At 37.8% G+C, this 20,806-nt stretch carries 15 protein-coding genes; 6 read left to right on the forward strand and 9 right to left on the reverse strand.

Going from position 1 to position 20,806, the window contains the following annotated elements; translation table 11 throughout:
- Positions 1-25: 25 nt before the first annotated feature.
- Positions 26-457 carry a MarR family winged helix-turn-helix transcriptional regulator gene (locus QL989_RS14015; RefSeq protein WP_290170830.1) on the forward strand — a complete coding sequence of 144 codons (432 nt, stop codon included), beginning with the start codon at positions 26-28 and terminating at the stop codon, positions 455-457.
- 48 nt (positions 458-505) lie between these two features.
- On the opposite strand, the gene QL989_RS14020 is transcribed toward QL989_RS14015, so the two are convergent.
- From QL989_RS14020 to QL989_RS14030, 3 genes are all read right to left on the reverse strand, one after another.
- Positions 506-3,634, reverse strand: coding sequence for a TonB-dependent receptor (locus QL989_RS14020; RefSeq protein WP_290170831.1), 3,129 nt, complete (start codon positions 3,632-3,634; stop codon positions 506-508).
- 325 nt (positions 3,635-3,959) lie between these two features.
- A complete protein-coding gene (locus QL989_RS14025; protein ID WP_290170832.1) occupies positions 3,960-7,139 on the reverse strand; it encodes a TonB-dependent receptor in 3,180 nt (1,059 codons plus the stop codon).
- Between the two features lie 43 nt (positions 7,140-7,182).
- Positions 7,183-8,037, reverse strand: coding sequence for a S1/P1 nuclease (locus QL989_RS14030; protein ID WP_290170834.1), 855 nt, complete (start codon positions 8,035-8,037; stop codon positions 7,183-7,185).
- 236 nt (positions 8,038-8,273) lie between these two features.
- Here QL989_RS14030 and QL989_RS14035 point away from each other — a divergent pair, with 236 nt between their 5' ends.
- Positions 8,274-9,143: a hypothetical protein gene (locus tag QL989_RS14035; protein WP_290170835.1), complete on the forward strand. Its 870-nt coding sequence runs from the start codon at positions 8,274-8,276 to the stop codon at positions 9,141-9,143.
- On the forward strand, positions 9,143-10,087 hold the full coding sequence (locus QL989_RS14040; RefSeq protein ID WP_290170836.1) for a hypothetical protein: 945 nt from the start codon (positions 9,143-9,145) through the stop codon (positions 10,085-10,087). The genes QL989_RS14035 and QL989_RS14040 overlap by 1 nt, the downstream gene beginning before the upstream one ends.
- A gap of 132 nt (positions 10,088-10,219) precedes the next feature.
- Here QL989_RS14040 and ushA read toward each other — a convergent pair whose 3' ends face one another.
- Together ushA and QL989_RS14050 are read right to left on the reverse strand one after the other, a co-directional pair.
- Positions 10,220-11,839: a bifunctional UDP-sugar hydrolase/5'-nucleotidase UshA gene (gene ushA, locus QL989_RS14045; RefSeq protein WP_290170837.1), complete on the reverse strand. Its 1,620-nt coding sequence runs from the start codon at positions 11,837-11,839 to the stop codon at positions 10,220-10,222.
- 80 nt (positions 11,840-11,919) lie between these two features.
- Positions 11,920-12,111 (reverse strand): hypothetical protein, encoded by a 192-nt coding sequence (locus QL989_RS14050; RefSeq protein ID WP_138607790.1) that lies wholly within the window; start codon positions 12,109-12,111, stop codon positions 11,920-11,922.
- 341 nt (positions 12,112-12,452) lie between these two features.
- On the opposite strand from QL989_RS14050, the gene QL989_RS14055 reads away from it, so the two are divergent.
- Positions 12,453-13,196, forward strand: a complete 744-nt coding sequence (locus QL989_RS14055; protein WP_290170839.1) for a peptidylprolyl isomerase — start codon at positions 12,453-12,455, stop codon at positions 13,194-13,196.
- A gap of 44 nt (positions 13,197-13,240) precedes the next feature.
- On the opposite strand, the gene QL989_RS14060 is transcribed toward QL989_RS14055, so the two are convergent.
- Positions 13,241-13,660, reverse strand: coding sequence for an MAPEG family protein (locus tag QL989_RS14060; RefSeq protein WP_290170841.1), 420 nt, complete (start codon positions 13,658-13,660; stop codon positions 13,241-13,243).
- A gap of 155 nt (positions 13,661-13,815) precedes the next feature.
- Here QL989_RS14060 and QL989_RS14065 point away from each other — a divergent pair, with 155 nt between their 5' ends.
- Together QL989_RS14065 and QL989_RS14070 are read left to right on the forward strand one after the other, a co-directional pair.
- The gene (locus tag QL989_RS14065) at positions 13,816-16,698 is read left to right on the forward strand and encodes an insulinase family protein (protein ID WP_290170842.1); all 2,883 of its coding nucleotides are present in this window, start codon (positions 13,816-13,818) and stop codon (positions 16,696-16,698) included.
- A gap of 96 nt (positions 16,699-16,794) precedes the next feature.
- The gene (locus QL989_RS14070; RefSeq protein ID WP_290170846.1) at positions 16,795-17,298 is read left to right on the forward strand and encodes a GNAT family N-acetyltransferase; all 504 of its coding nucleotides are present in this window, start codon (positions 16,795-16,797) and stop codon (positions 17,296-17,298) included.
- Here QL989_RS14070 and QL989_RS14075 read toward each other — a convergent pair.
- The 3 genes from QL989_RS14075 to QL989_RS14085 are packed head-to-tail and all read right to left on the reverse strand — an operon-like array spanning position 17,285 to position 20,780.
- On the reverse strand, positions 17,285-17,899 hold the full coding sequence (locus tag QL989_RS14075; protein WP_290170843.1) for a PqiC family protein: 615 nt from the start codon (positions 17,897-17,899) through the stop codon (positions 17,285-17,287). The genes QL989_RS14070 and QL989_RS14075 overlap by 14 nt on opposite strands.
- Positions 17,899-19,554, reverse strand: coding sequence for an intermembrane transport protein PqiB (gene pqiB, locus QL989_RS14080; RefSeq protein WP_290170844.1), 1,656 nt, complete (start codon positions 19,552-19,554; stop codon positions 17,899-17,901). The genes QL989_RS14075 and pqiB overlap by 1 nt, the downstream gene beginning before the upstream one ends.
- Positions 19,551-20,780 (reverse strand): paraquat-inducible protein A, encoded by a 1,230-nt coding sequence (locus QL989_RS14085; protein WP_290170845.1) that lies wholly within the window; start codon positions 20,778-20,780, stop codon positions 19,551-19,553. Before QL989_RS14085 ends, pqiB begins: the two co-directional genes overlap by 4 nt.
- Positions 20,781-20,806 lie beyond the last annotated feature (26 nt).

Here is a 20,806-nt window from a genome sequence, read left to right on the forward strand (position 1 = left end):
TATGTAAATAAACAAGTGATTTAACATGAAAATAGATTTAACGACATTTTTGCCCTATCAATTAACACACTTAGCAACTCAGGTAAGTAATGATTTCTCGAGCATTTATAAAAAAGAGTTTGATTTAACAATTCCTCAGTGGCGAATAATTGCTAATTTAGCGCAATTAGGTCAAAGCACAGCAAAGCAGTTATGTACTCAAGCGGATATGGATAAGTCGACAGTATCAAGAGCGGTAAAAGCGCTAATAGATGAAGAGCTTATTTATAGCGAGTTAAATAAGCATGATAAGCGCGCTGCATTTTTGATGTTAAGTGATAAGGGTATGGCTTTGTATAAAAAAATAACACCACAAGCATTGCAATGGGAACAAGCATTATTAAGCTGCTTGTCGGATGATGAACAACGCCAGTTAATCGCTATTTTTGATAAATTAAAAAATAAATTACAGGCATAAAAAAGCCCACAAAGTGGGCTTTTAAATAGACTAATTTAATTAATCAAATTAGAACGTGTAACGAACACCTATACGCATTTCCCATAAAGAGGCATCGCGTTGTACAGATTGTTCAGCACTACGAGCACTGAAGTTTGAGTAAACGTATTGACCTTGGTCATTAATATTTACTTCAACCATCTTATTACCCACGAAAGAACCTTTTCTTAATACACCCCAGTCATCGTTTAACATATTCGTTAAGTTATCGATTACGAAGAATGCTTCACCTTTATGGCCATCCATAAAGCCAGGTACTTCTTGAGTGATTTTAAAGTTAAATTTAACGAACCAATCAGAGTTCTGTTGGTTACGACCAGTGATCTCACCACGTTTAAGACCTTCAGATGCGATAAAGTCGTTAAACTCATTGATTTCATCAGCACTCATGTTGTAAACAACATTAGGATCGTTTTCAAGCGGTACATACAATAATTGACGTGCGCCATTTGAATTGTCGTCACCAAATTGAATATCACCAGCACCTGTGTCGCGATTACTCTTGTAGGTAAAGCTATATGGTAAACCTTTATATGCTTCACCAAATAGGTTAAAGCGAGTGTCGTAACCATCGAAGAACTCGTGCTTGTAACCTAGGTTTAATGTAAAGCGATGTGGGATTTCGTAATCAGATGATGCTACACCAGGGTTACCTGGGTTTGATGTTGCCAAGTTACCGTAGTTTGAGCTGGCCACAGAGCTAGTCATTGGGTTTACATCATCAGCATCAGTGTAAGCGTACGAGAATTGCATACTTACGCCATTATCAAACGCTTTACTTACTGCAGCTGAAATAATTGATGATGAACCGCTATCACCGTTAACATTAGTCAATAAAAGCTCGCCATCACGACCTTCAATTGATTCATACAAAGGACGGCCGTCAAAGCTTACTTCACCAGTAGGGCGAAGTGCGATATCTTGCAATGTTGCAGCGTCGCGCTTATCAGTGTAAAGGTAATCTAAAGCAATTACATAATCGTTTTCAGTAGTGTACGTTGCACCTAATGAATATTTCCATTCTGATGGAATTTCAAAGTTAGGATCAACAGCATTCACTGTACCGTCACCTGAACCGATAGGCGTGTTAGCGACTTTATCAAACTGAGATTTTGGAATATCAAAACCTGGGCCCGCACCCGTAACAGTAACATTTTCAGGAGCGAATAAATCTACACTACCAAATTGATGAGCACTAATGTTTGTAATGCCATCATTTGAATATGAGTTAGATAGCCATACATTTGGATTACCGCCTGAGAACAAGCCAACCCCTGCACGCACTTCTAGTTCATCCGTTGCAAACCACTCAAAGCCTACACGTGGTTGAATTAAATCAATTCCGTCAAACGTTGACTGGTTACTAAAACCGTAGCGATCAGTAAAGTTTTGGTTGAAAGTAGGCTTATCATCGCTTGAATAACTATCGTAACGCAGACCAAATGTTAATGATGCATCGATATCTGAAAAGCTGTATTCATCTTGTACATAGAATGTATTTTGTGAATAAGCGAAGTTAGCAGCTGCATCTGTTGGGTCATTTGTGCCTGCGGCATTATTGTAAAATACTGCGCTGGCTATGCCTTGCTCATACGCATCGATTGATGCAAAGCGCCATTCACCTTCTGTGTGTTGTACGAATTGGTTAAATACTTCTAACTTTTCGTACTCAAAACCAGCGGTAATAGTGTGCTGATCAAGGTAGTAAGTACCTGAAAATTTAGCTGTAGTCGTGTCGTAGTTTAAATCATTTGATTGACGAGAATCATCAGGACCTACATATACTGTAGCGTCATCAGTGCTGATTTGGAATTCACCAAAACCACTTGCTGCGTCTAAAGATTGAACACGTGCGTCAAGCTCTGATTTACCTAAACGAACTTCAGTTGAGAAATCGTCATTCCAATCAGAGTATAGTGATGCAACGATTGAAGTAAACTCAGCACCTTGCTCATAAAAGTGGCTGTCAAATGCGAGCTCATCACCATCAGCATCTGATTGCGATAACGTAAAGCCATCATTGTAGTTATAAATTAGGTTAGCACGGTGGTCATCATTGATGTTCCAATCTAGTTTTACTAAGATTTTTTCATCTTCTACTGGTGAGCTTGCTGGTGTTGCACCTGCTTCGTAACCATAAACATCACGTGTAATTTGTTTAATACGATCGATGTCAGCTGACGATACTAACGATGAGTAGTTAAACTGTTTAACGCCTTCAAGTTTTTCGTAAGAAGTGAAAAGGAAAAGCGTGTCATTGATTAGTGGTAAGCCAACATTAAAGCCATAACGCTTTTCACTGTAATCACCGTTATCAACGTCATCACCTTCAATCTTATCGCCTTTCATTGAATCGTTAGTGTAATCGTAGAATACACCACCGTGAATGTCGTTGCCGCCAGATTTAGTAACCGCATTAATGTTACATGATGTGAAACCACCATATTGAACATCAAATGGTGCTAATTCTACTGCTACTTGCTCGATTGAATCAAAAGAGAACGGAGCGCGAATAGTAGGATAACCGTTTGAGCTTAAGCCAAAGTTATCGTTCATGCGAACGCCATCAAGGGTTAAGCTGTTAAAGCGTGGGTTACCACCACCACAGTTGATTGAACCACGGCTATCATCAATAGCAACACGAGGGTCAATACGGATAATATCTTTTAAATCACGGTTAATAGCTGGTTGATTTTCAAGATCGCTCAACGTAAATGTTGAAGCAGGGCCTGTTCCACCAGACATAGTGCTAATAGGACGACCTGTAACAACAATTTGCTCGATGTTAGAGATATTCTCTAAAGAAGCATTTACAGGGTAGTCGCTACCAATGTTCAAGATAATATTATTGAACTCTTGATCTGCATAAGTGTCAGAATCTACAACTACTTTATATGGACCACCAACACGAAGGCCTTTTGCTGTGAAGTAACCAGCGTCGTTAGTCTCAGTTGTTTTAACTGAGCCTGAAGGAACGTGTAGGATAGTAATTTTAGTTCCTGCAGCAGGGTTACCGTTAGGACCCTTTATTTGACCTTTAATTGCTGAGGTTGTTTCGTTTGCAATTGCAGCACCACTCACACCAACACATGCCGCTATAGCAAGTGATAGAGCCGTTTTGCGAAGTTGAATTTTCATTTTATTTTCCCGTGTAGTTAAATAAACTTTTAATAGCTTTTTTATTTTAATTTTGGATTAGGAGGCTGAGTAACACACCTAACCCAAAATGTTTACATAGTGTACCTCATTTGATTGTTACAAATAAAATACAACTGTAACTTTTTTATTATAAAACACTTTTCGTGTGAACTTTAGCGTTTTATTAATGTTTCAATATTTTACTGTGAGATAATAAGTAGTTTTTATGACAAACAGATGAAAAGTGACTTTTTCAAAAAAAAAGCCATTACATAAATGTAATGGCTTTTTAATATTTATAAATTTTTGCAGTGCAAGTTATAGATTAAAACTTATAGCTAACACCGATTTTAGCTTGCCAAGCAGATGAGCTACTAATTCGTGAGTAGTTCCTTACATCAGCGCCGCCATAGGTATTATCAAGTTTATATCTACCTTGGTCGTCAAGCCCACCAAAATCATAAATTGTTTGATTTGAATAGCTTAGACTTTTCTCGATGCCCCAGTCACTATTTAAAAGGTTAGCGAAGTTATCAATCATAAAGTACACCTCACCACTATGACCTTGAGCAAAACCAGGAATTTCCTGCTTTATACTTACATCCATGGTTGTAACCCATGGTTGTGTAGCTGTGTTTTTAGCTAAAATACCGCCACGTTGAGAAATACCAGCACTTTGCAGTAGAGGCTCTAACTCAGCCCAAGAAATTTTTGACTCGCCCCAGTTTACATTTGGATCGTCAGCACCGGTTGGTATGTAAGGTAAGTAAGCACCGTTTGTAAACAGTGAACTAGTATCCCCTAAATGACCATCCTTATACATTCCCATTGTGTAGCTGAATGGACGACCAGAGCGACGTTCAAAGTAGACGTTAAATTTAGTCGCATAACCACTAAACAACTCAGCGGTATAACCTAGGTTAACTTTAAAGCTATGCTCTATTTCATAAAACCCGCGAGCAGCAATATCTTCATTGCGGTTTACAGTGATATTGTGTTTATAGTTACCTTCTGCCTGTGATGCCGAACCAGCTGAAGACTCTTTAACATCTTGATGCGCATAACTTGCAGAAATAAATAAACCATTATCCCACTCTTTGGCAATGCCCGTTGATAAGATGATTGAACGACCATCATCAGATGAGTTCGTCATTTCAATATCAACGTTATCAGTAAGTGAACCTGAATATATAGTTTGATTAATAACGCGTTCACCATCAGCAGCTAAGCCGACAGGTGTAATTGAAGAATTGTGCCATACGGCTTCATTTTCTTTTTTATGGTACGCGATTTCGGCTTGCCACTTAAAGCCGTCGCCGAATAGCTCAGAGTCAAAATCATACTCAAAACCAACTTGGGTACGAATACTTGAAGGAAGTTTAAAATCGGGGTCTATATATGCAACACTACCAGCGCCTTGCTGCAAAGAGTTTTTAATTTCATCAGGCACTTGGGTAATATCAGCAGTGTTATTAGCGTAGTAATCATTTATTACATCATTAGGTGCCGATACAAGCGTGATGCCATCACTTTGGAATGAGTTATTATACCAAACATTAGGAATGCCGCCTTGGAAACGACCGATACCACCGCTAATTGTAAGCGCTTCTGTCGCATAATATTTAAAGCCAATACGCGGTAAAATGATATCTAAGCCGTCAAGATTTTCTTGATTGGTGAACCCATAAGTATTCGCAAAATTTTCGTTTAGAGTAGGTTTGTCATCTGATGATAAACGTTCATAACGAACACCCGCAGTAATCTCTAAGTCGTCACCAACATAGAAAGTATCTTCAATGTAAAGTGCAAGTTGATTACGTCTTACATCATAAGCGGTATCAGCCGAATTATTCGTGTAGGCATTTTGATAAGAGAAATCATAAAAGCCTACATTGCGGTTCGCAAAGTCTTCTAAGCTATCAAACTTCCATGAGCCTAATGAGTTTTGAGCAAATAAATTGTATAAACGAAGTGACTCGTACTGAGCTCCAAAATTTATTTCATGCTCATCAGTTAAGTAAGTAGCATCGAATGTTAATGTTAAATTTTGTGTTTCAGAGCGATTTGCATGGCGGTATTGATCTGTACCAAAGCTGTAAGATGGGCCATTACGTCCATCTTCGTCTACCGATATACTTCCTAAATTAGAACGTGTCGCGCTGTCTGAAATGACATCTTTATAAGAAATACCAATTTCAGTTGAAAAGTCTTCAGTCCAATCTGAGTAGAGTTTAGTGGCAAAATTATTGAACTTAGTAACATACGCATAAGTATTTGACTGAAGAACGATGTTATCACCACCGTAGCTTGAATTACGCTCATCTTGATCGTCTTGCCATTGGTAAGTAAAATCTAGGCGATGATCATCACTTGCATTCCAGCTAAGCTTAACTAATAAGTTTTTATTTGTATCCTCTGGAGCACCCGCGAGTGAATCAGTCAGTCCGTACTCATCGTTTAAGATTGAAATGAAACGGTTGTAATTAGCTTCAGTGGTATTAAATTCATTTGCAGCACCTGATCCGCTAAAACCATAATCAAGATCCGATTCACTTGACCATTCTGCATAGTTTACAAAATAAAACAGCTCATCTTCTATTAGTGCTCCACCAACATTAAAGCCAAACCTTTCTTCTGTTTGAATAGGCTCTACTTTATTAGTAGAAAAAGTTTTTTGACCAATCGCATCTAGGTCATCTTCTTCAACGATATTAAGAAGATCTCCTGATATATCAGGGGTAGATATTTCATAAAAGCCAGAAAATTTAAACTCATTTGTACCAGACTTTGTTACCGCATTAATAGTACCGCCACCAAAGTTTCCTTTAGAAGCCGAAAAAGGCGAAACATCTACAGATACTTGTTCAATCGCATCTAGTGCTACAGGGGGTTGTGAGGTTGGGTAGCCACCAAAATTTAAACCAAAGTCATCATTTTGGCCAATGCCATCTACAGTTAAACCATTCGTGCGTGGGTTACTACCGGCAAAAGTTAGTTGGCCGCTACCATTAATACTTGCAAGTGGGTTTAAACGCGCAATGTCTTTAATGTCACGATTAAAGCTAGGCATGTTATTAATGGTATCTTCACCAAACGTACTGCTAGAACCACCTGATTGTTGGATGATTTTATATCCAGAGACTTCAATCTTTTCAATATTTAGTGGTGCTAATTGCGACTTCAAGCGATAAGTTTCACCAAGGTTTAAAAAGATGTTTTCAACGGTGGTGTCGTTAAATGTATCAGAGTCGATAATCACCATGTATGGTCCACCAACACGTAAACCATTGGCTATAAAAGTACCACTTTCATTGGTTGTTAACTCACTGATTGTGCCAGTAGGTTGATGAACAACCTTAATTTTAACGTTTGCAGCGTTCGCACCTGATGGTGTGGTGATTTTACCACGCATTGCAGATGAAGTGTCAGCAGCCATAGCGCTTGTTGAAACTCCTAGAGCAAGAATTACTGCCCCAGTTAATTTCGAAAGGCGAAGCTTTGTCATAGTGTTGATTTCCCGTTTAGGTTATTTAAGTTAGAAACTGAATTTATTTTGTTGCTTTTAGTGTTAAAGCTTTTTTTGAACGTTTACTCGCTGGATCAAATAATTTATTTAACAATCCAGCCAAGCGAATGCCCGCTTGTTGTAAGCGCGTTTTTACAATAGGGGTGTGGTTGTAAATATAGTCGTAGCTAATATTTTCTTCTGTTGATTTATATATTTGTAAAGCAAGGTTGTGTGACTCTTCAAGCCAGCTTGTTGGGGTACTGTTTAAATACTCGTTAATTAACTCGCTGTTATTAGTATCTATAAATTGAGCGTATTCAGTAAAAGATAAATTTTCATTTTCTACCAGCTTAGTATCCCATAAGCTATGAAGATTGGTTTGTTGGTTAAAGAAAGAAACCTTAATGCGATTCCCGCCTCTATCTTCAGCTCTACCTGCATGAAATGGTTGATGGCTGTCGCCGACTAAGTGCACTAAAAAACGCAAACTAAACTGTTTTGCTGCAAGGCTTGATTTATCATCCTTTAATACTTTAATTGAATAGTGAATGCCTTCTAATATGTTTGTTACTGATTCTTTATGTTCAGTGTGTTCGTGGTTAAAGCTAAATTTTGCATTGTCATCTGCATTAATATAGTGCCAGCGAGATGATTTTTTTTGCCAAAAATCACCCGGCGCAGAGCGCATTTCATCTGGCCATGTTGAAATTTGTGCTAAAGATTCACCATTGAGATAAGGAATAAGTGCGGCCTTAGTGGTTTCGCTTACATGAGCCTCTGCAATTTTACCAACAACGCGGTGGCCGTTTTGCCCCCATGCATTACAGTCTGTGCTTGCAAATATTGCACTAATTAAAAGTGTTAATGAAAGCGAATGTTTTACATTTATCTGCATTGAGGCATCCTAGTAAGTGTGAAATTTAATTTATAAAACCTTATAAGGTCAATTGTCCGTATTTTTCATGTTGATAGAAAGGACTCAATAAAATTCATACTTTCTTATTTAAAATCATTTACTATCAATGATTTGGGTTTTATAGGTAAAATTACCTATTGTAATAAGTAATTAAAATTGTTCAAATGTCTTATAACTTCATTTTAGATCGGTGTTTTTTGGATATTAAAAAGTTAATGTTGCATAAAACAGCAATTGTTACATTTATGTTTATAGTGTTGTTGTTTAGTTGGTTTGCAGGTCAAATGGCTGTAGATGAAAAAGAAATAGCTTTCCCAGTGATGATAGAAACATCAACGATATGTCAAACCACGGCAACGGCTAATCAAAATCAGCTTATAGTATTTACACCCTCAAAGTATGTTGCTCAATTGCTCACTAAAAACTTGTGTGATGATAAAGTTGTAGCAAAGCAATATGGGTCTGTTATTGGCTATTGGGGCTACAGAACCGTCGATAGCTTAGAGTTTGTTGGAAAAGGCATTGCAGATTTAATTTTAGCTAAAAATAATATTATGGAAGCGTTTAGAGCCGAGACTACTTACAATTATCAGCCAGTGGTCGGCTTTTCAGATTACACCGCGTTTTTTATATCTTCAAAAGAGAAGCCTCTGATCACTAAACAGTATTTTTTAGACAAAAAAATAGGCCTGTTAGATTATCCAACTAGCCGATCTGGACATATTTTGCCAAAACAAACGTTTAAGCAATTAGGACTTAATATTGCTCAACTAAAAATAACCTATGCCAGCTCACATAATGAATTGCGGGAATTACTGGCGAACGGGCAGGTTGACCTGATTGCCTCTTTTTGGAGAGAAAATGATAGTAAGCGCTTCTCAAAGAATTATATTACGCCCATAAGTAGTAATGTTGCAGGTACTCGTTGGTACTTAAAAATGCAGCATAACAATACCGATTTACTCTGCGCTGTACAATCTCACTTATTGAGTATGTCTAAAGAACAATCGTTTCAATATTATCAAGATGTTGAGCCATATTGGCAGTGTAATAACTACCCCGTTACTTTTATAGGGGAGTCGTAATGAGAAAGCTTATATCGCCATTAGGTGTTTTTATATTATTCATTGTATTTTCATTGGTGTTTTATATTTCAACAACACATAAGCAGCAACGGGTAAATAAGTTACAAATAGCTCAAATAGAAAAACAAATCGCTTTAGACTTACCTTTGCTCGATTTATCAAATGAGCTTCTTAAACATTCTGGTAATAAAGTTGCGATACATCATTATATACAAACAGTAAATACTCATATCCAAGGCACAGGTATAGAGGTAATTTCGATAGTGCCAGAGCACGAGTTTATTTCATCCTTAAAAACCGATGAGTTTATTCGAAAACTAAATAGTAATAATAATGTAGTTTTTATAGTTTTATCCTTAAAGCAGCCTCATTTTTCGTATACAAGAGTGACCGTTTATATACTGCTTTTTGTTGTCAGTGCATTATTTATGATCATGATAAAACAGGCTGAAATTTATCAAAGAAATAAAAAATTCATCACTGAGCAGGAGCCAAGTACACTAGAATCAAAGCCATTAATACTCGTGATTAATTTAAAAAGTAAAACTTTATCCAGTAGTTATTATCCCGAGCAAGAAGTGGCGTTAGCAAATAAGCCGTTGTGTTTTTATTTAGCGCTTGTTGAGTTTTGTACTAATAATCCAGAGATTAAACTTAACCATAATAAAAATGTACCCGAGGAGCTGTTAGAACTTGCTAATAAGTACTTTTATCGTTTAGTTGAACTCGGGCATACCATCAGAAAACGACCAAACTTTAATAACAGTTTAGAAAAAACCCTGAGTGAAATTCGTGCGGCGTTAGATGATGTATTGAATGATTGCCCAGAGCAGAAGGAGCTGTATTATCCGCCAAAGGCATTTGGAGAGGGCTCTCGATCACGGATGCATAGCTATGGCTTAGTAAATGTTAACCAAGGCAATATAGAAATAATAGGAAAGTAATTTAGTTTTATCGTTTAGGGTGAGTGATTTGTGGGCTGAAATGTTTGATTGACTAGCTTTGCTATCACATAAACCTTAATGAAGAGTGCCATTAGCATTTTAATGACACTCATTATTGTTCACACTAGATTACTACTTAGGTGCAAATTCACGTGCATCAACAGGGCTATGCTCATTAAAAAACCGTTTTAAAGCTTGCGAGTCAGTTTCATCGGTGCTTACAAACCCGGCCATTTTTGTGATTTTTGGATAATTATCGCCACCTGAGGCGTTATATTCATTAATACTCATGCGGTATGTTTTGTTTATATCAAGTGGCTTGCCGGCGATAAATACGTTAGTTACCTGCCCAGCTTTTAATTCAAATGCTAAGTTATGATATTGCATGTAAGCACCAGAGTCTGGTGGAAAACGTGTCACGACATTTAAATAGGTTAAAATTTCATTGCCTTTAAAATCGATATAGGCGACACGGTTTTTGAAAGGTTGTACTTTAAGTATATCTTTATAACTCACGTCACCCGCATTAATACTATCGCGAACACCGCCACCACTGATAATACCAAAATCAGCACCCACGGTGTTCATTTGTGCTTGGATAATAACGCGCGCAAGGTTTGTTTGCTCAAAGCGTACTTTGTTACGATCTCCCTCAAGTCTGTCATTGACTAAGCCAATTTTCCCCTCAATTTGCTTAGCCCCCTTTTGTTGGTATGCTGCCAAAAAGGTCTGTAATGCAGAGTCAGGTTTAATGTAATCTGCAGCTAAAACGGCTTTTATGCTGCCGTCTGGTTGCTTTTTATCGACATATAAATTAACGGGTAATAATTGATAACTCAGTAGAGATAATTGGCCGTTTTCTAATTTAAATTCTGCTTTGCCCACATACTTACCCCATTCGTGGGCTTGCATTATCCATGTCCCATTTTGCTGATCTGGTTTACAGGCTAAACCCGGTTTAAAGTTCTCATCAGTAACATTTTTAGCAGCCATACAAACTGGCTCTTGAGAGTGTCCACCAATAATCATATCAAGGGCATTTTTATCTAAAGAGCGAGCAAGTGTGACATCACCAGGGGCATTGATCCCATTTTTAGCATCTGCATAGTGGCCCATATGTGTTACTGCAATGGTAATGTCCGGGTTATATTTTGCTCTTAGCTTTTGGGTGAGTGAGGCAGTTACTTTAACCGGATCTTTAAAATCCAAATGGCCAATGTATTGTGGGTTACCAATTTTTGCGGTATCCGTTGTTGTTAAGCCAATAACGGCAATGGTTAAGTTCCCTTTATTAAATATTTTATAGCGCTCAAAAACTGTTTCGTTAGTTTGTTTATCGAAAATGTTGGCCGATAAAAGAGGAAAGTTAGCCCATTTTTGTTGCTGGTTTAATACACTTATTGGATTATCAAACTCATGGTTTCCCAGAGCCATTGCATCATAGCCGATTTTCGACATACCTTTAAAATCGGGCTCAGCAAATTGTAGGTCTGACTCCGGAATACCAGTGTTTATATCACCGCCTGATAACAATAACACCTGATGTCCCTGTGTCTTTGCTTCTGCTCTTAACTGGTCAATTAGGGTCTTACGGGCTGCCATGCCATATTCGCCTTTTTCATTATGCCAAAAGCGACCATGGTTATCATTGGTATGAAGAACTGTTAAATACTGTGCTGCAGGTTTATTGACAGAATCGCTAGCACAGCCAGATAAACCAAGAAAAAAAACAAGAAAAAAAAGAGTACGCATAAGATACCTATCGATGAATTAAAGCTCTATCTAGTAGGTGGTTAGTGTAAACTAGTTCGAGTTTAAAAAAACGCACTTCTTTATATTTTTTCAGCCTGTGTGGTTTCACGCTGCAGCTCTACAACCCTGTTTCTTCGAGCAAGTTCATCTCGTGCATATTGAGATTTTTGATGATTAACATCAATCATCCATTTCAAAAAGCTCACGGGCAATTGGGTGTATGGCTCACCTTTATGTAATCCAAAATCACAAATAGTCGTGTTATTAGTCATTTCATGTACTCCTATCACTGTGTTAGGGCCTAATGACCTTTAAATGGCAACAGTCCCTGATTGATAATAACAAAAAAAGAGTGATTGATAAGGGGCTTTTTAAATACCTTGCAAGGTTTAAAATTAATTAAAAAGAGTAACCGTAATGTACACCAAGGCACACAGGCAATTAATTATCCATAACGTGTTTAAAATAAAAATGTAAACAGTTGTAACTGCGATGTAATTAACTTGCTATGAATTGTAGCGTTAAGTACTTATATATCGATTTACAAAATAAATAGCACTATTCTATGATGCATAAAATATTAATTCTAATGACAATAAAAATAGGAAAAATAATGAAGAAGCTTATCTTAGCGTCAATTTTAACTGCAACAAGTTTTTCAAGCACTGCAACTATAGTCGAAATGCAAACGAGCCAGGGAACGATACAAATTAACTTGTTTGATCAACAAACTCCTAAAACAGTAGAAAATTTCCTAAGTTATGTTGATGATGCTGCATATAATCAAACGGTAATACATCGCTCTATTGATAAGTTTATCATTCAAGGAGGGGGCTTTACCTTTTCTGATAAAATGGATCCAATTACAACCAAACCTTCGGTTATTAACGAACCTATTTATTCAAATGTTAAAGGCACCATTGCTATGGCAAAACAGGGCGGTAATGAAAACAGCGCTACCAGCCAATGGTTTTTTAACATGAGTGATAACAGCCAAAACTTAGATTTACAAAATGGTGGTTTTACCGTGTTTGGACAAGTCACTGCGCAAAGTCAAGAAACCTTAAATAAAATTGCTGCCTTAGTCCATTGTTCAGAGGTACCATTAGTTGGTATTACTCAAGCCCAATGTTCAGATGAAAATTTAGTTATTAGTAATCAAAACTTGGTATCAATTCAAAGTGTGGTTGTGCTTGATGATGATCCTAATTCAGCACAAAACTTGACACCCAAAGAAAATACATTAATTGATAACGTAGAAGTTACACCACCAAAAACTTCAGACTCTAGTGGTAGTGTAGCGTGGTTATTAGGTGCACTACTGCTAGTAGCACATCGATTAAAACGTACAAAATAAACTTATAAATAATAACGGCGAATTGTTAAATTCGCCGTTATTTTTTAGTGGTAAAGTACACCCAGCACTAGCAAAGTCCACATTACAAACACAGATAAGCAGCCTAGTAAAAACACTCTAAAACGGGCTCTTAAATGATTACTACCCAGGTGAATGAGGCTGTGAATAATTCGTGTAGCGACAAATAAACAGGCAAGTACTGCAATACTGACACTCGCCATATTAAGCTGTAAAGCAAGTAAACATCCCGCATAAAAAAGCACAGGTATTTCGAATTGGTTGCTAAAGTTACGATCAGCAACTCTGACATAATCGCCCGCATTATCAAGGCGCATAGCAGCAAAATCATTTAACTGTATCTGTTTATTTTTGGCCGCTGCAAAACGACGTTTTCCCATAATCACCATAACAACTAATGAAAGTGTTACCTGCACAAACATGGCCATTATTATTATCTTTTCCATAACTTACCTTATTGATTATTTGATTACTATTCACAATGTGTTACACAATTAAGTACTAATTAGTAGCATAGTATTACTTGATGATGGTAGTTTATTCCTGATTTAGTATTTTTGTAACACTAAACACGTATTTAACAGCAATGGATATAATTAAAATGAGACACGTCATCGGCTTAAGTGCAATTGCACTGGCAATATTAAGCGGTTGTTCGAATACCGCCACTCTTTCTCAATCTTCACAAACATCACTGTTGTCACCAACGCTCGTTGTTAGCCCTAATGATAACCGTGAATATAAAACCTTGAAACTTGCTAACGATATTGAAGTGATTTTAGTCTCTGATCCAAGCGCTGAAAAATCTGCTGCTTCACTGAGTGTAGGTGTAGGTCTGTTACATGACCCAATGAGCCAACAAGGTATGGCGCATTACCTAGAACATATGTTGTTCCTAGGCACTGAACGATACCCTGATACCAAAGGGTACTCCGATTTTATGACTAAAAATGGTGGTGCGCATAATGCTTATACTTGGCTCGATATTACCAACTACATGTTTAAAATTAATAACGATGCGTTTGAAGAAGGCTTAGACCGCTTTTCAGACTTTTTTAAAGCCCCTAAGCTTTACCCAGAATACACAGAAAAAGAAAAAAACGCAGTGAATGCTGAGTGGTCAATGCGTCGTGAAATGGACTTTTTTGGCCAATTTAAATTAGCACGTAAAATGATGGGGGAACACCCAGCTAACCGATTCTTAATTGGTAACCTTGAAACACTAGGTGACAAAGCGGATAGTTCTTTACACAAAGAAACGGTTGATTTTTATAATAAATATTATTCATCAAATATTATGAAAGTGGCGCTGATTTCTAATTTACCGATTGCAGAAATGCAGAAAAAAGCACAAAAATACTTTGCTGACATTGAAAATAAAAATATTGAAAAACCTCGCGTTACTGCGAGCTTAGATTTTGATAATGCCGGTGGAAAACGTGTTTTTTACTCACCAAATGAAGACGTTAAACAACTACAGCTCGATTTCACAATTGCTAATAATCAAACTGAATTTGCAGTAAAACCTAATCGCTTTGTTTCTTATTTACTAAGTAATGAAATGCCAGGTAGTCCAGCACAATTATTACGTGATAAAGGGTGGGTATCGCAGTTATCCGCTTCGGCCTCTCCAAATCAATATGGCAACTACGGTTCTTTGAGCGTTAATATAGAGTTGACTGATGAAGGTATGAAAAACCGCGAGTCAATTGTTGCGACAATTATGCAATACATTGACTTGATTAAGCGTGAGGGCGTTAATAGTAAATACTTTAATGAAATTCGCACCTCTTTAAACAATCAGTTTAAATTTTTAGAAAAGGGCGATGAGTTTAACTACGTTAGTGCGTTGACTCAAAGCATGCAAGATTACCCGTTAAATCATGCGATAAACGCACCGTACTACTATGCTCAATTTGATGCTGATGCGGTGAACAATGTACTTAAGCAACTTAATGCCGATACACTTCGCATCTGGTATATTTCTCAACAGGAAGATACAGATTCTGAGCTGCATTTTTACGATGGCAAATATAAAATTAATGATATTAGCGATGCAGAAATTGCCAGCTGGGAAAAACCAAGTGATTTTAATTTAGCATTGCCAAGTGTTAACAATTTACTGCCAGAGAGTTTTGCAATTAAAACGCAAGCCTTTAAAGAGCAGAAGCATCCTGAGCTTAGCTACGATAAAAACGGTGTAAAAATTTGGCGCCAAGCAAGTCAGCAGTTTGCAGAGCAACCCAAGGGATTAGTTGAGGTGTATATCAATACGCAAACAGGTTTGCATGATATTAACTCAACCGTACTTTATTCTGTTTGGGCTGATCTGTATAACACTCAATTAAGTCAGTTACGAACTGAAGCTGCCGTTGCTGGTATGAACGTTAATTTAAGCTCAAGTAATGGGTTGGTGCTATCGTTAAGTGGTTTTACCGATAAACAAGATATTTTACTTAAACAAGCGTTAGCTGGGTTTGATGCTGAAATTTCAGCACAAGCGTTTAATCAAGCGATTGACCGTTATCAGCGAGATTTACTGAATCAACAAAAACAGTTCCCGTATGCACAAGCATTTGGTGAGTATTCTAAGCTGACTCGTACTGGTAGTTTTGATACAGAAGCGCTAATTAAGGCTGCAAAAACATTAACGCTTGCTGATTTACACGCTTTAAAGCAAAGCACCTTAGCAAATAATAACTTACGTGTATTTAGCTACGGTAACTACAACCAAAAAGACATTGATGCTATTGCTGCTGAGTTAGCGGCTATCTTACCAAGCACACATACTCAAACGGAGTTTGCACGCAGTAAAGCGTGGTTACCGCAACCGGGTGAAGCGCGTGTGCTGCACAAAGATATTGATGTAGCCGATGTAGCTGTGGTCGATATGACCATTCACCCAATACCTGGTTACGAACAAAAAGCTCAGGCAGCAGTATTGCAAGGTCACTTTAGAACAATCGCCTTTGATAAAATGCGTACTGAAGAGCAACTTGCTTATGCAGTAGGCGCATTAGCGCGTCCCATTGAAGATTACTCAGGTATTGGTTTATTTATCCAAACACCGGTGAAAGGGCCTAAAGACATTCAAGTGCGCTTTGACAAGTTTAAAAAAGAGTACGCTTCTGAGCTTAATGCCATGAGTGAGGAAACATTTGCACAGCTTAAAAATGCAACTTTGGTTTCGTTAAAAGAACAGCCAAAGAATTTAAGCGACGAAATGAGTCCATTGATTAACGATTGGTATCGTGAAAACTTTGATTTTGATTCAAGACAAAAATTAATTGCAGAGGTGGAAAAAGTCACCCTTGCTGATATTAAAGATTACTACCAGCAAACAATGTTAAACCCAAAAGCAGCACGTTTAAATGTGCAGCTACGCGGCACTAAGTTTAGTGATAGCGAGTTTGCTGATTTGCCAAATCAGACTAAAGTGACGAGTTTAGATGATTACTACAGCGATATAAAATTGCAAAAGTAAGTTTGAAATTACTCTAAAACCAAAAAACCCAGTCATTGTTGACTGGGTTTTGTTTTAATGTCGTTAAATTATAGTATTGAACTCCAAGGAGTTATTTTGAATATTGCTTTTAGAACTGAACGTTTACTCTTACGCTTCGCACAAATAGCAGATGCGGCGGAGTTACTTAAGTTAGTTAATCAGGCCAACTTTATTAAATACATTGGTGATAAAGGTATTTATACCCTAGACGACGCTAAAAAATACATCAAAGACAGCTTTATAGCTGCCCATAAAGAGCACGGTTTTGGGCCTTATATGATCACACTCCATGATGAAACTGTGGTTGGTATTGTTGGTTTTTATCAGCGAGCGACTATGCAACATCCCGATTTAGGGTTTGCGTTAAAAGTCGGCTTTGAAAAAAAGGGATATATTTTTGAAGCAGCTACAATACTTTTATATAACAGGCATAAATTAGGTATAAAAGATGTATGCGCAATTACTTCAACGGCTAATTTAGGATCTCAAAATGTACTATATAAACTGGGTTTTATTGAGGTGGGTAAGGCAGTAATCAATGCTGATAAAACCACCATCAAAGTGTTTATTTATGATTGAGTCTTGTTTTTTCAATTGTGTTCGCCACATTTGAATTTATCTCTAGCCACATTTTTTCAAGGGTCGCGACTAATGAATTGTAGCCATCGTCATCTATTGGCATAACATTTGAGAAGTTATGAATGCTTATTAAACGTCTGCCTGATTCTGGGTGGGTATAGTACAAACGCCATAACCCTGAGATATCTGCGTTACCTTGCAGATCGCCGTTAAAGTGATGTAATTCATATTCTATTTCATAAAATATTTGTTGTTGTTGGTCGGTAATGACCGGCAATCCTTTTATAACCATCCAGTTGCTCATGGCATTAAATAATGTTTGTTGCGCAGTTGTTGTAAGCATTACATCCGGCGATTCGCCCCACAAGTGATAATTAGCAGCATGAACTTGATTATTATCTACTTTCATAGCAATACCACGGTTATTCAATGCCCCCCTTAAGGTAACTGTGTGCACCCTGAGTTGTGCTTTTGTATTTTGCACATTTCGCGAAGAGTCAGTTATGGGTTGTTCAAATTGGTAATATTGAGTTGCAGTTTGAATAGCCGAGCTACAACCACTTATAATCAAACCAGCTAAAATTAAAAATAGTGCTTTCATTATTGTTTCCTTGGTTGCGGGTCGCTAGGCAGTGACTTATCAAAAATGAGCATGTTAGGTTGTTCGTTTAAACCACGAGTAAGTGGTTGGATTTCTTCAGATAAACGCTTAATTTGCAGCAGTGTTTGTTCAAGCTGGTGGTGCATTTGTGAGCCTGCTTGATAGCTTGCCATTGTTTTATCAAACTGCCGCATGGTTATTTCAAACTGTTCCATGCTTTTGGTTATTTTTTCGAGATTACGATTAAAGTCACCGGGTAAATTTTGGGTGTCAGGTTTACTTAATAATGTGCGCATTTCACTGGCCAATGCTTGATACTCGCTAAAGGTTGATTGCATTTTTGCCAAACTGTCTTCAATTTTTAAATTATTTACCTTATTCAACACATCAGACACTTGGTCGGCAAGCACTGTTATACCACTAGATACACTAGGAAATACATCATATTGAGCAAGCTTTTTAAGCTCGCTTTTAGGGGCGTCAGTATAAAAGTCAAAATCGACATAAACTGCACCGGTTAATAAATTACCTGGTTTAAGCGATGCCCTCATACCATTTTCAATCCATTCGTTTATGCTTGATGCCCAATACTCTTTAGCTAAGGCGTTGTTGTGATATAAACGCCCATACTCCACTTTGATCAATACGGGTACTGCGGTATTTTTAGCACGAAAATGAGCGGGTTTGCCATCTATTATTACGTTCGCAGGAGCTTCAACTACAGTACCTATGCGTGTTCCTCGGTACTCTACTGGGGCACCTACACGTAACCCTCGAATAGATTGCTCAAACTCAATAAGGTAATAATCAAAGTCATAAAAGCGCTCTTCTAGAGCTTGTTTGTAACTCTGGCTTAAAGAAAAGCTATGACCGTTTTGTGCTAAATCGCCAGGAGCTTGCTGGTCAGGTAAACCAACAGAGATCCCACCTTTCAATAATTTGCTTAAAGAACCGGTGTTAATGTTTATACCATCTGCGGAAAGATCTATTTCTATCCCTGAGTTAACCCAAAAAATAGAGTTTAAGGTGATCAAGTTCTCATAGGGGGCTTTAATAAAAATACCGTATTGCATTGCTTGGTTTTTCCAATCAAAAGTGGCGGTTTCTATTTGGCCTATTTTATAGTTTTTAAAAAATATGCCAGTACTGACATCAAGTACTTCTGCATTGTAACTGAGTAACTTAAAGCGCCCACCTTGAACATCTTTACCTATTAATGCGGGTTCCTCTTGAAGTTTAAACTGCTTCTTTAGTTGTTTACTTTCGCCTGGCGAAAACTCTAAATAAACGCCTGAGAGCAAAGTGCTCATGCCACTAATGCCTGTTTCATCTATGCGAGGTTTTACCACCCAAATACGGGCATCTTCAGTAAGCAAGTTATCGTAGTTTTTATCTATTTGTGCCCGTGCAATAACACTGTCTTGGCTGTCAGAAAGACGGACGTGATCAATTTGTCCTATTTTAACACTACGTACTTTAATTTCTGTTTTACCGGCAACAATGCCCTCGGCTTGCGGCATGCTGATGTAGATTGTTTGACCTTTATTTAATTGGTATTGATAAAGCATCCAAATACCTACCAATAAGGCAACCACGGGAATAATCCAAATCGCAGAAATACGTGTTTTTTGTGCTACGTTGGCTGTTTTAGTCATGCTTTATTCTCTGCGTTTTTATTTTTAGGTGAATCCCACAGTAAACGAGGGTCAAATGCGTGTGCTGCCATCATTTGGCATAATACCATAACAGTAAAAAAGACGATGCCTAAACCCGGTATAACCGACATCAAATTACCTAGCTGCACTAATGCAACTAATATAGCCACAACAAACACATCAATCATAGACCATTTTCCTATAAATTCAGTAAGTTGATACACTTTTGTGTAACCTTTTGTATAAAGGTTGGCGGGCTTTGTAACCATAATGCACAAAAAGCTTAAAATAAGCGCCTTGGCTAATGGCACCACTACACTTGCAAAAAATATAATCAGCGCAATAGGGTATGAGCCACTATTCCATAAGGTAATTACACCAGAAATAAGCGTGGCAGGGGTTTCATCCCCAAGGCTGATAGTGTACATAATGGGCAGTAAATTCGCGGGGATATAACAAATTACGGAGGTAACTAGCCAAGCTGCTGCTTTTTGAACGCTGTAGGGGTTTCTTAAGTAGGTTTTACTATGGCAACGAGGGCAGGTTAAATCAACACTCAATTGGTGGCAAACATGGCAGGCTTTTATATTATCGTCTATTGCACGTTCTGCGCCTGCACTACTTTGAAGCCGAGTTGCCGGGCTTACCTGCGACCACAACCTTGCACGATTTAGCCGTGTTAACGCACTAACATAAAAAATTACAAATCCCACATAGGCAAAAAAGCTGGTACCAAAACTAACCTCAGCTAATGACATTATTTTAACCATACTGACCAAAACACCAATCAAAAAGATTTCTGACATGATCCAAGGCTCAAGGGTTAAGGTAAACTTTAATAGCCTTCTGGCGAGCGCTTGTGGCAGCGCTTTGAGTACCCCTAAATGTAAAGGGATCAATATAATGAGCAAACTCATAGGCAGAATAATAATGCTGATATCAATAAACAGGCCGAGCAGGTCACTATCATAATTAAATAGAATGCGAGCAGCGTCAGGTAGGGTAATTGTTTGGGTAATACCGTTGCTACTAAAAGAAATAAACGGATAAAACATACTGCTGAGTAACATCAGCAGTGCGCTGAAGCTTAATGCGACTATTTCGGTATCATGGTTAACATTAACACCGCGAATTTTGTGGTTACAGCGAGGACACACCGCAACCTGTTTGGCATTAATGTCGGGAATATCAATGATAAGATCACAGCTTGGGCAGGCAGTTTGCAAAATGTTAGCTTATAATTAAATCAATA

This window comes from Pseudoalteromonas sp. APC 3224 (genome assembly GCF_030407535.1).
Classification (GTDB): domain Bacteria; phylum Pseudomonadota; class Gammaproteobacteria; order Enterobacterales; family Alteromonadaceae; genus Pseudoalteromonas.

Coding starts and splice junctions, on each gene's coding strand:
- QL989_RS14060 (WP_290170841.1), bottom strand. CDS start 13,660: ATGGAAAAGATAATAATAATGGCCATGTTTGTGCAGGTAACACTTTCA.
- pqiB (WP_290170844.1), bottom strand. CDS start 19,554: ATGACTAAAACAGCCAACGTAGCACAAAAAACACGTATTTCTGCGATT.
- QL989_RS14075 (WP_290170843.1), bottom strand. CDS start 17,899: ATGAAAGCACTATTTTTAATTTTAGCTGGTTTGATTATAAGTGGTTGT.
- ushA (WP_290170837.1), bottom strand. CDS start 11,839: ATGCGTACTCTTTTTTTTCTTGTTTTTTTTCTTGGTTTATCTGGCTGT.
- QL989_RS14020 (WP_290170831.1), bottom strand. CDS start 3,634: ATGAAAATTCAACTTCGCAAAACGGCTCTATCACTTGCTATAGCGGCA.
- QL989_RS14065 (WP_290170842.1), top strand. CDS start 13,816: ATGAGACACGTCATCGGCTTAAGTGCAATTGCACTGGCAATATTAAGC.
- QL989_RS14040 (WP_290170836.1), top strand. CDS start 9,143: ATGAGAAAGCTTATATCGCCATTAGGTGTTTTTATATTATTCATTGTA.
- QL989_RS14055 (WP_290170839.1), top strand. CDS start 12,453: ATGAAGAAGCTTATCTTAGCGTCAATTTTAACTGCAACAAGTTTTTCA.
- QL989_RS14030 (WP_290170834.1), bottom strand. CDS start 8,037: ATGCAGATAAATGTAAAACATTCGCTTTCATTAACACTTTTAATTAGT.
- QL989_RS14050 (WP_138607790.1), bottom strand. CDS start 12,111: ATGACTAATAACACGACTATTTGTGATTTTGGATTACATAAAGGTGAG.
- QL989_RS14035 (WP_290170835.1), top strand. CDS start 8,274: ATGTTGCATAAAACAGCAATTGTTACATTTATGTTTATAGTGTTGTTG.
- QL989_RS14015 (WP_290170830.1), top strand. CDS start 26: ATGAAAATAGATTTAACGACATTTTTGCCCTATCAATTAACACACTTA.
- QL989_RS14025 (WP_290170832.1), bottom strand. CDS start 7,139: ATGACAAAGCTTCGCCTTTCGAAATTAACTGGGGCAGTAATTCTTGCT.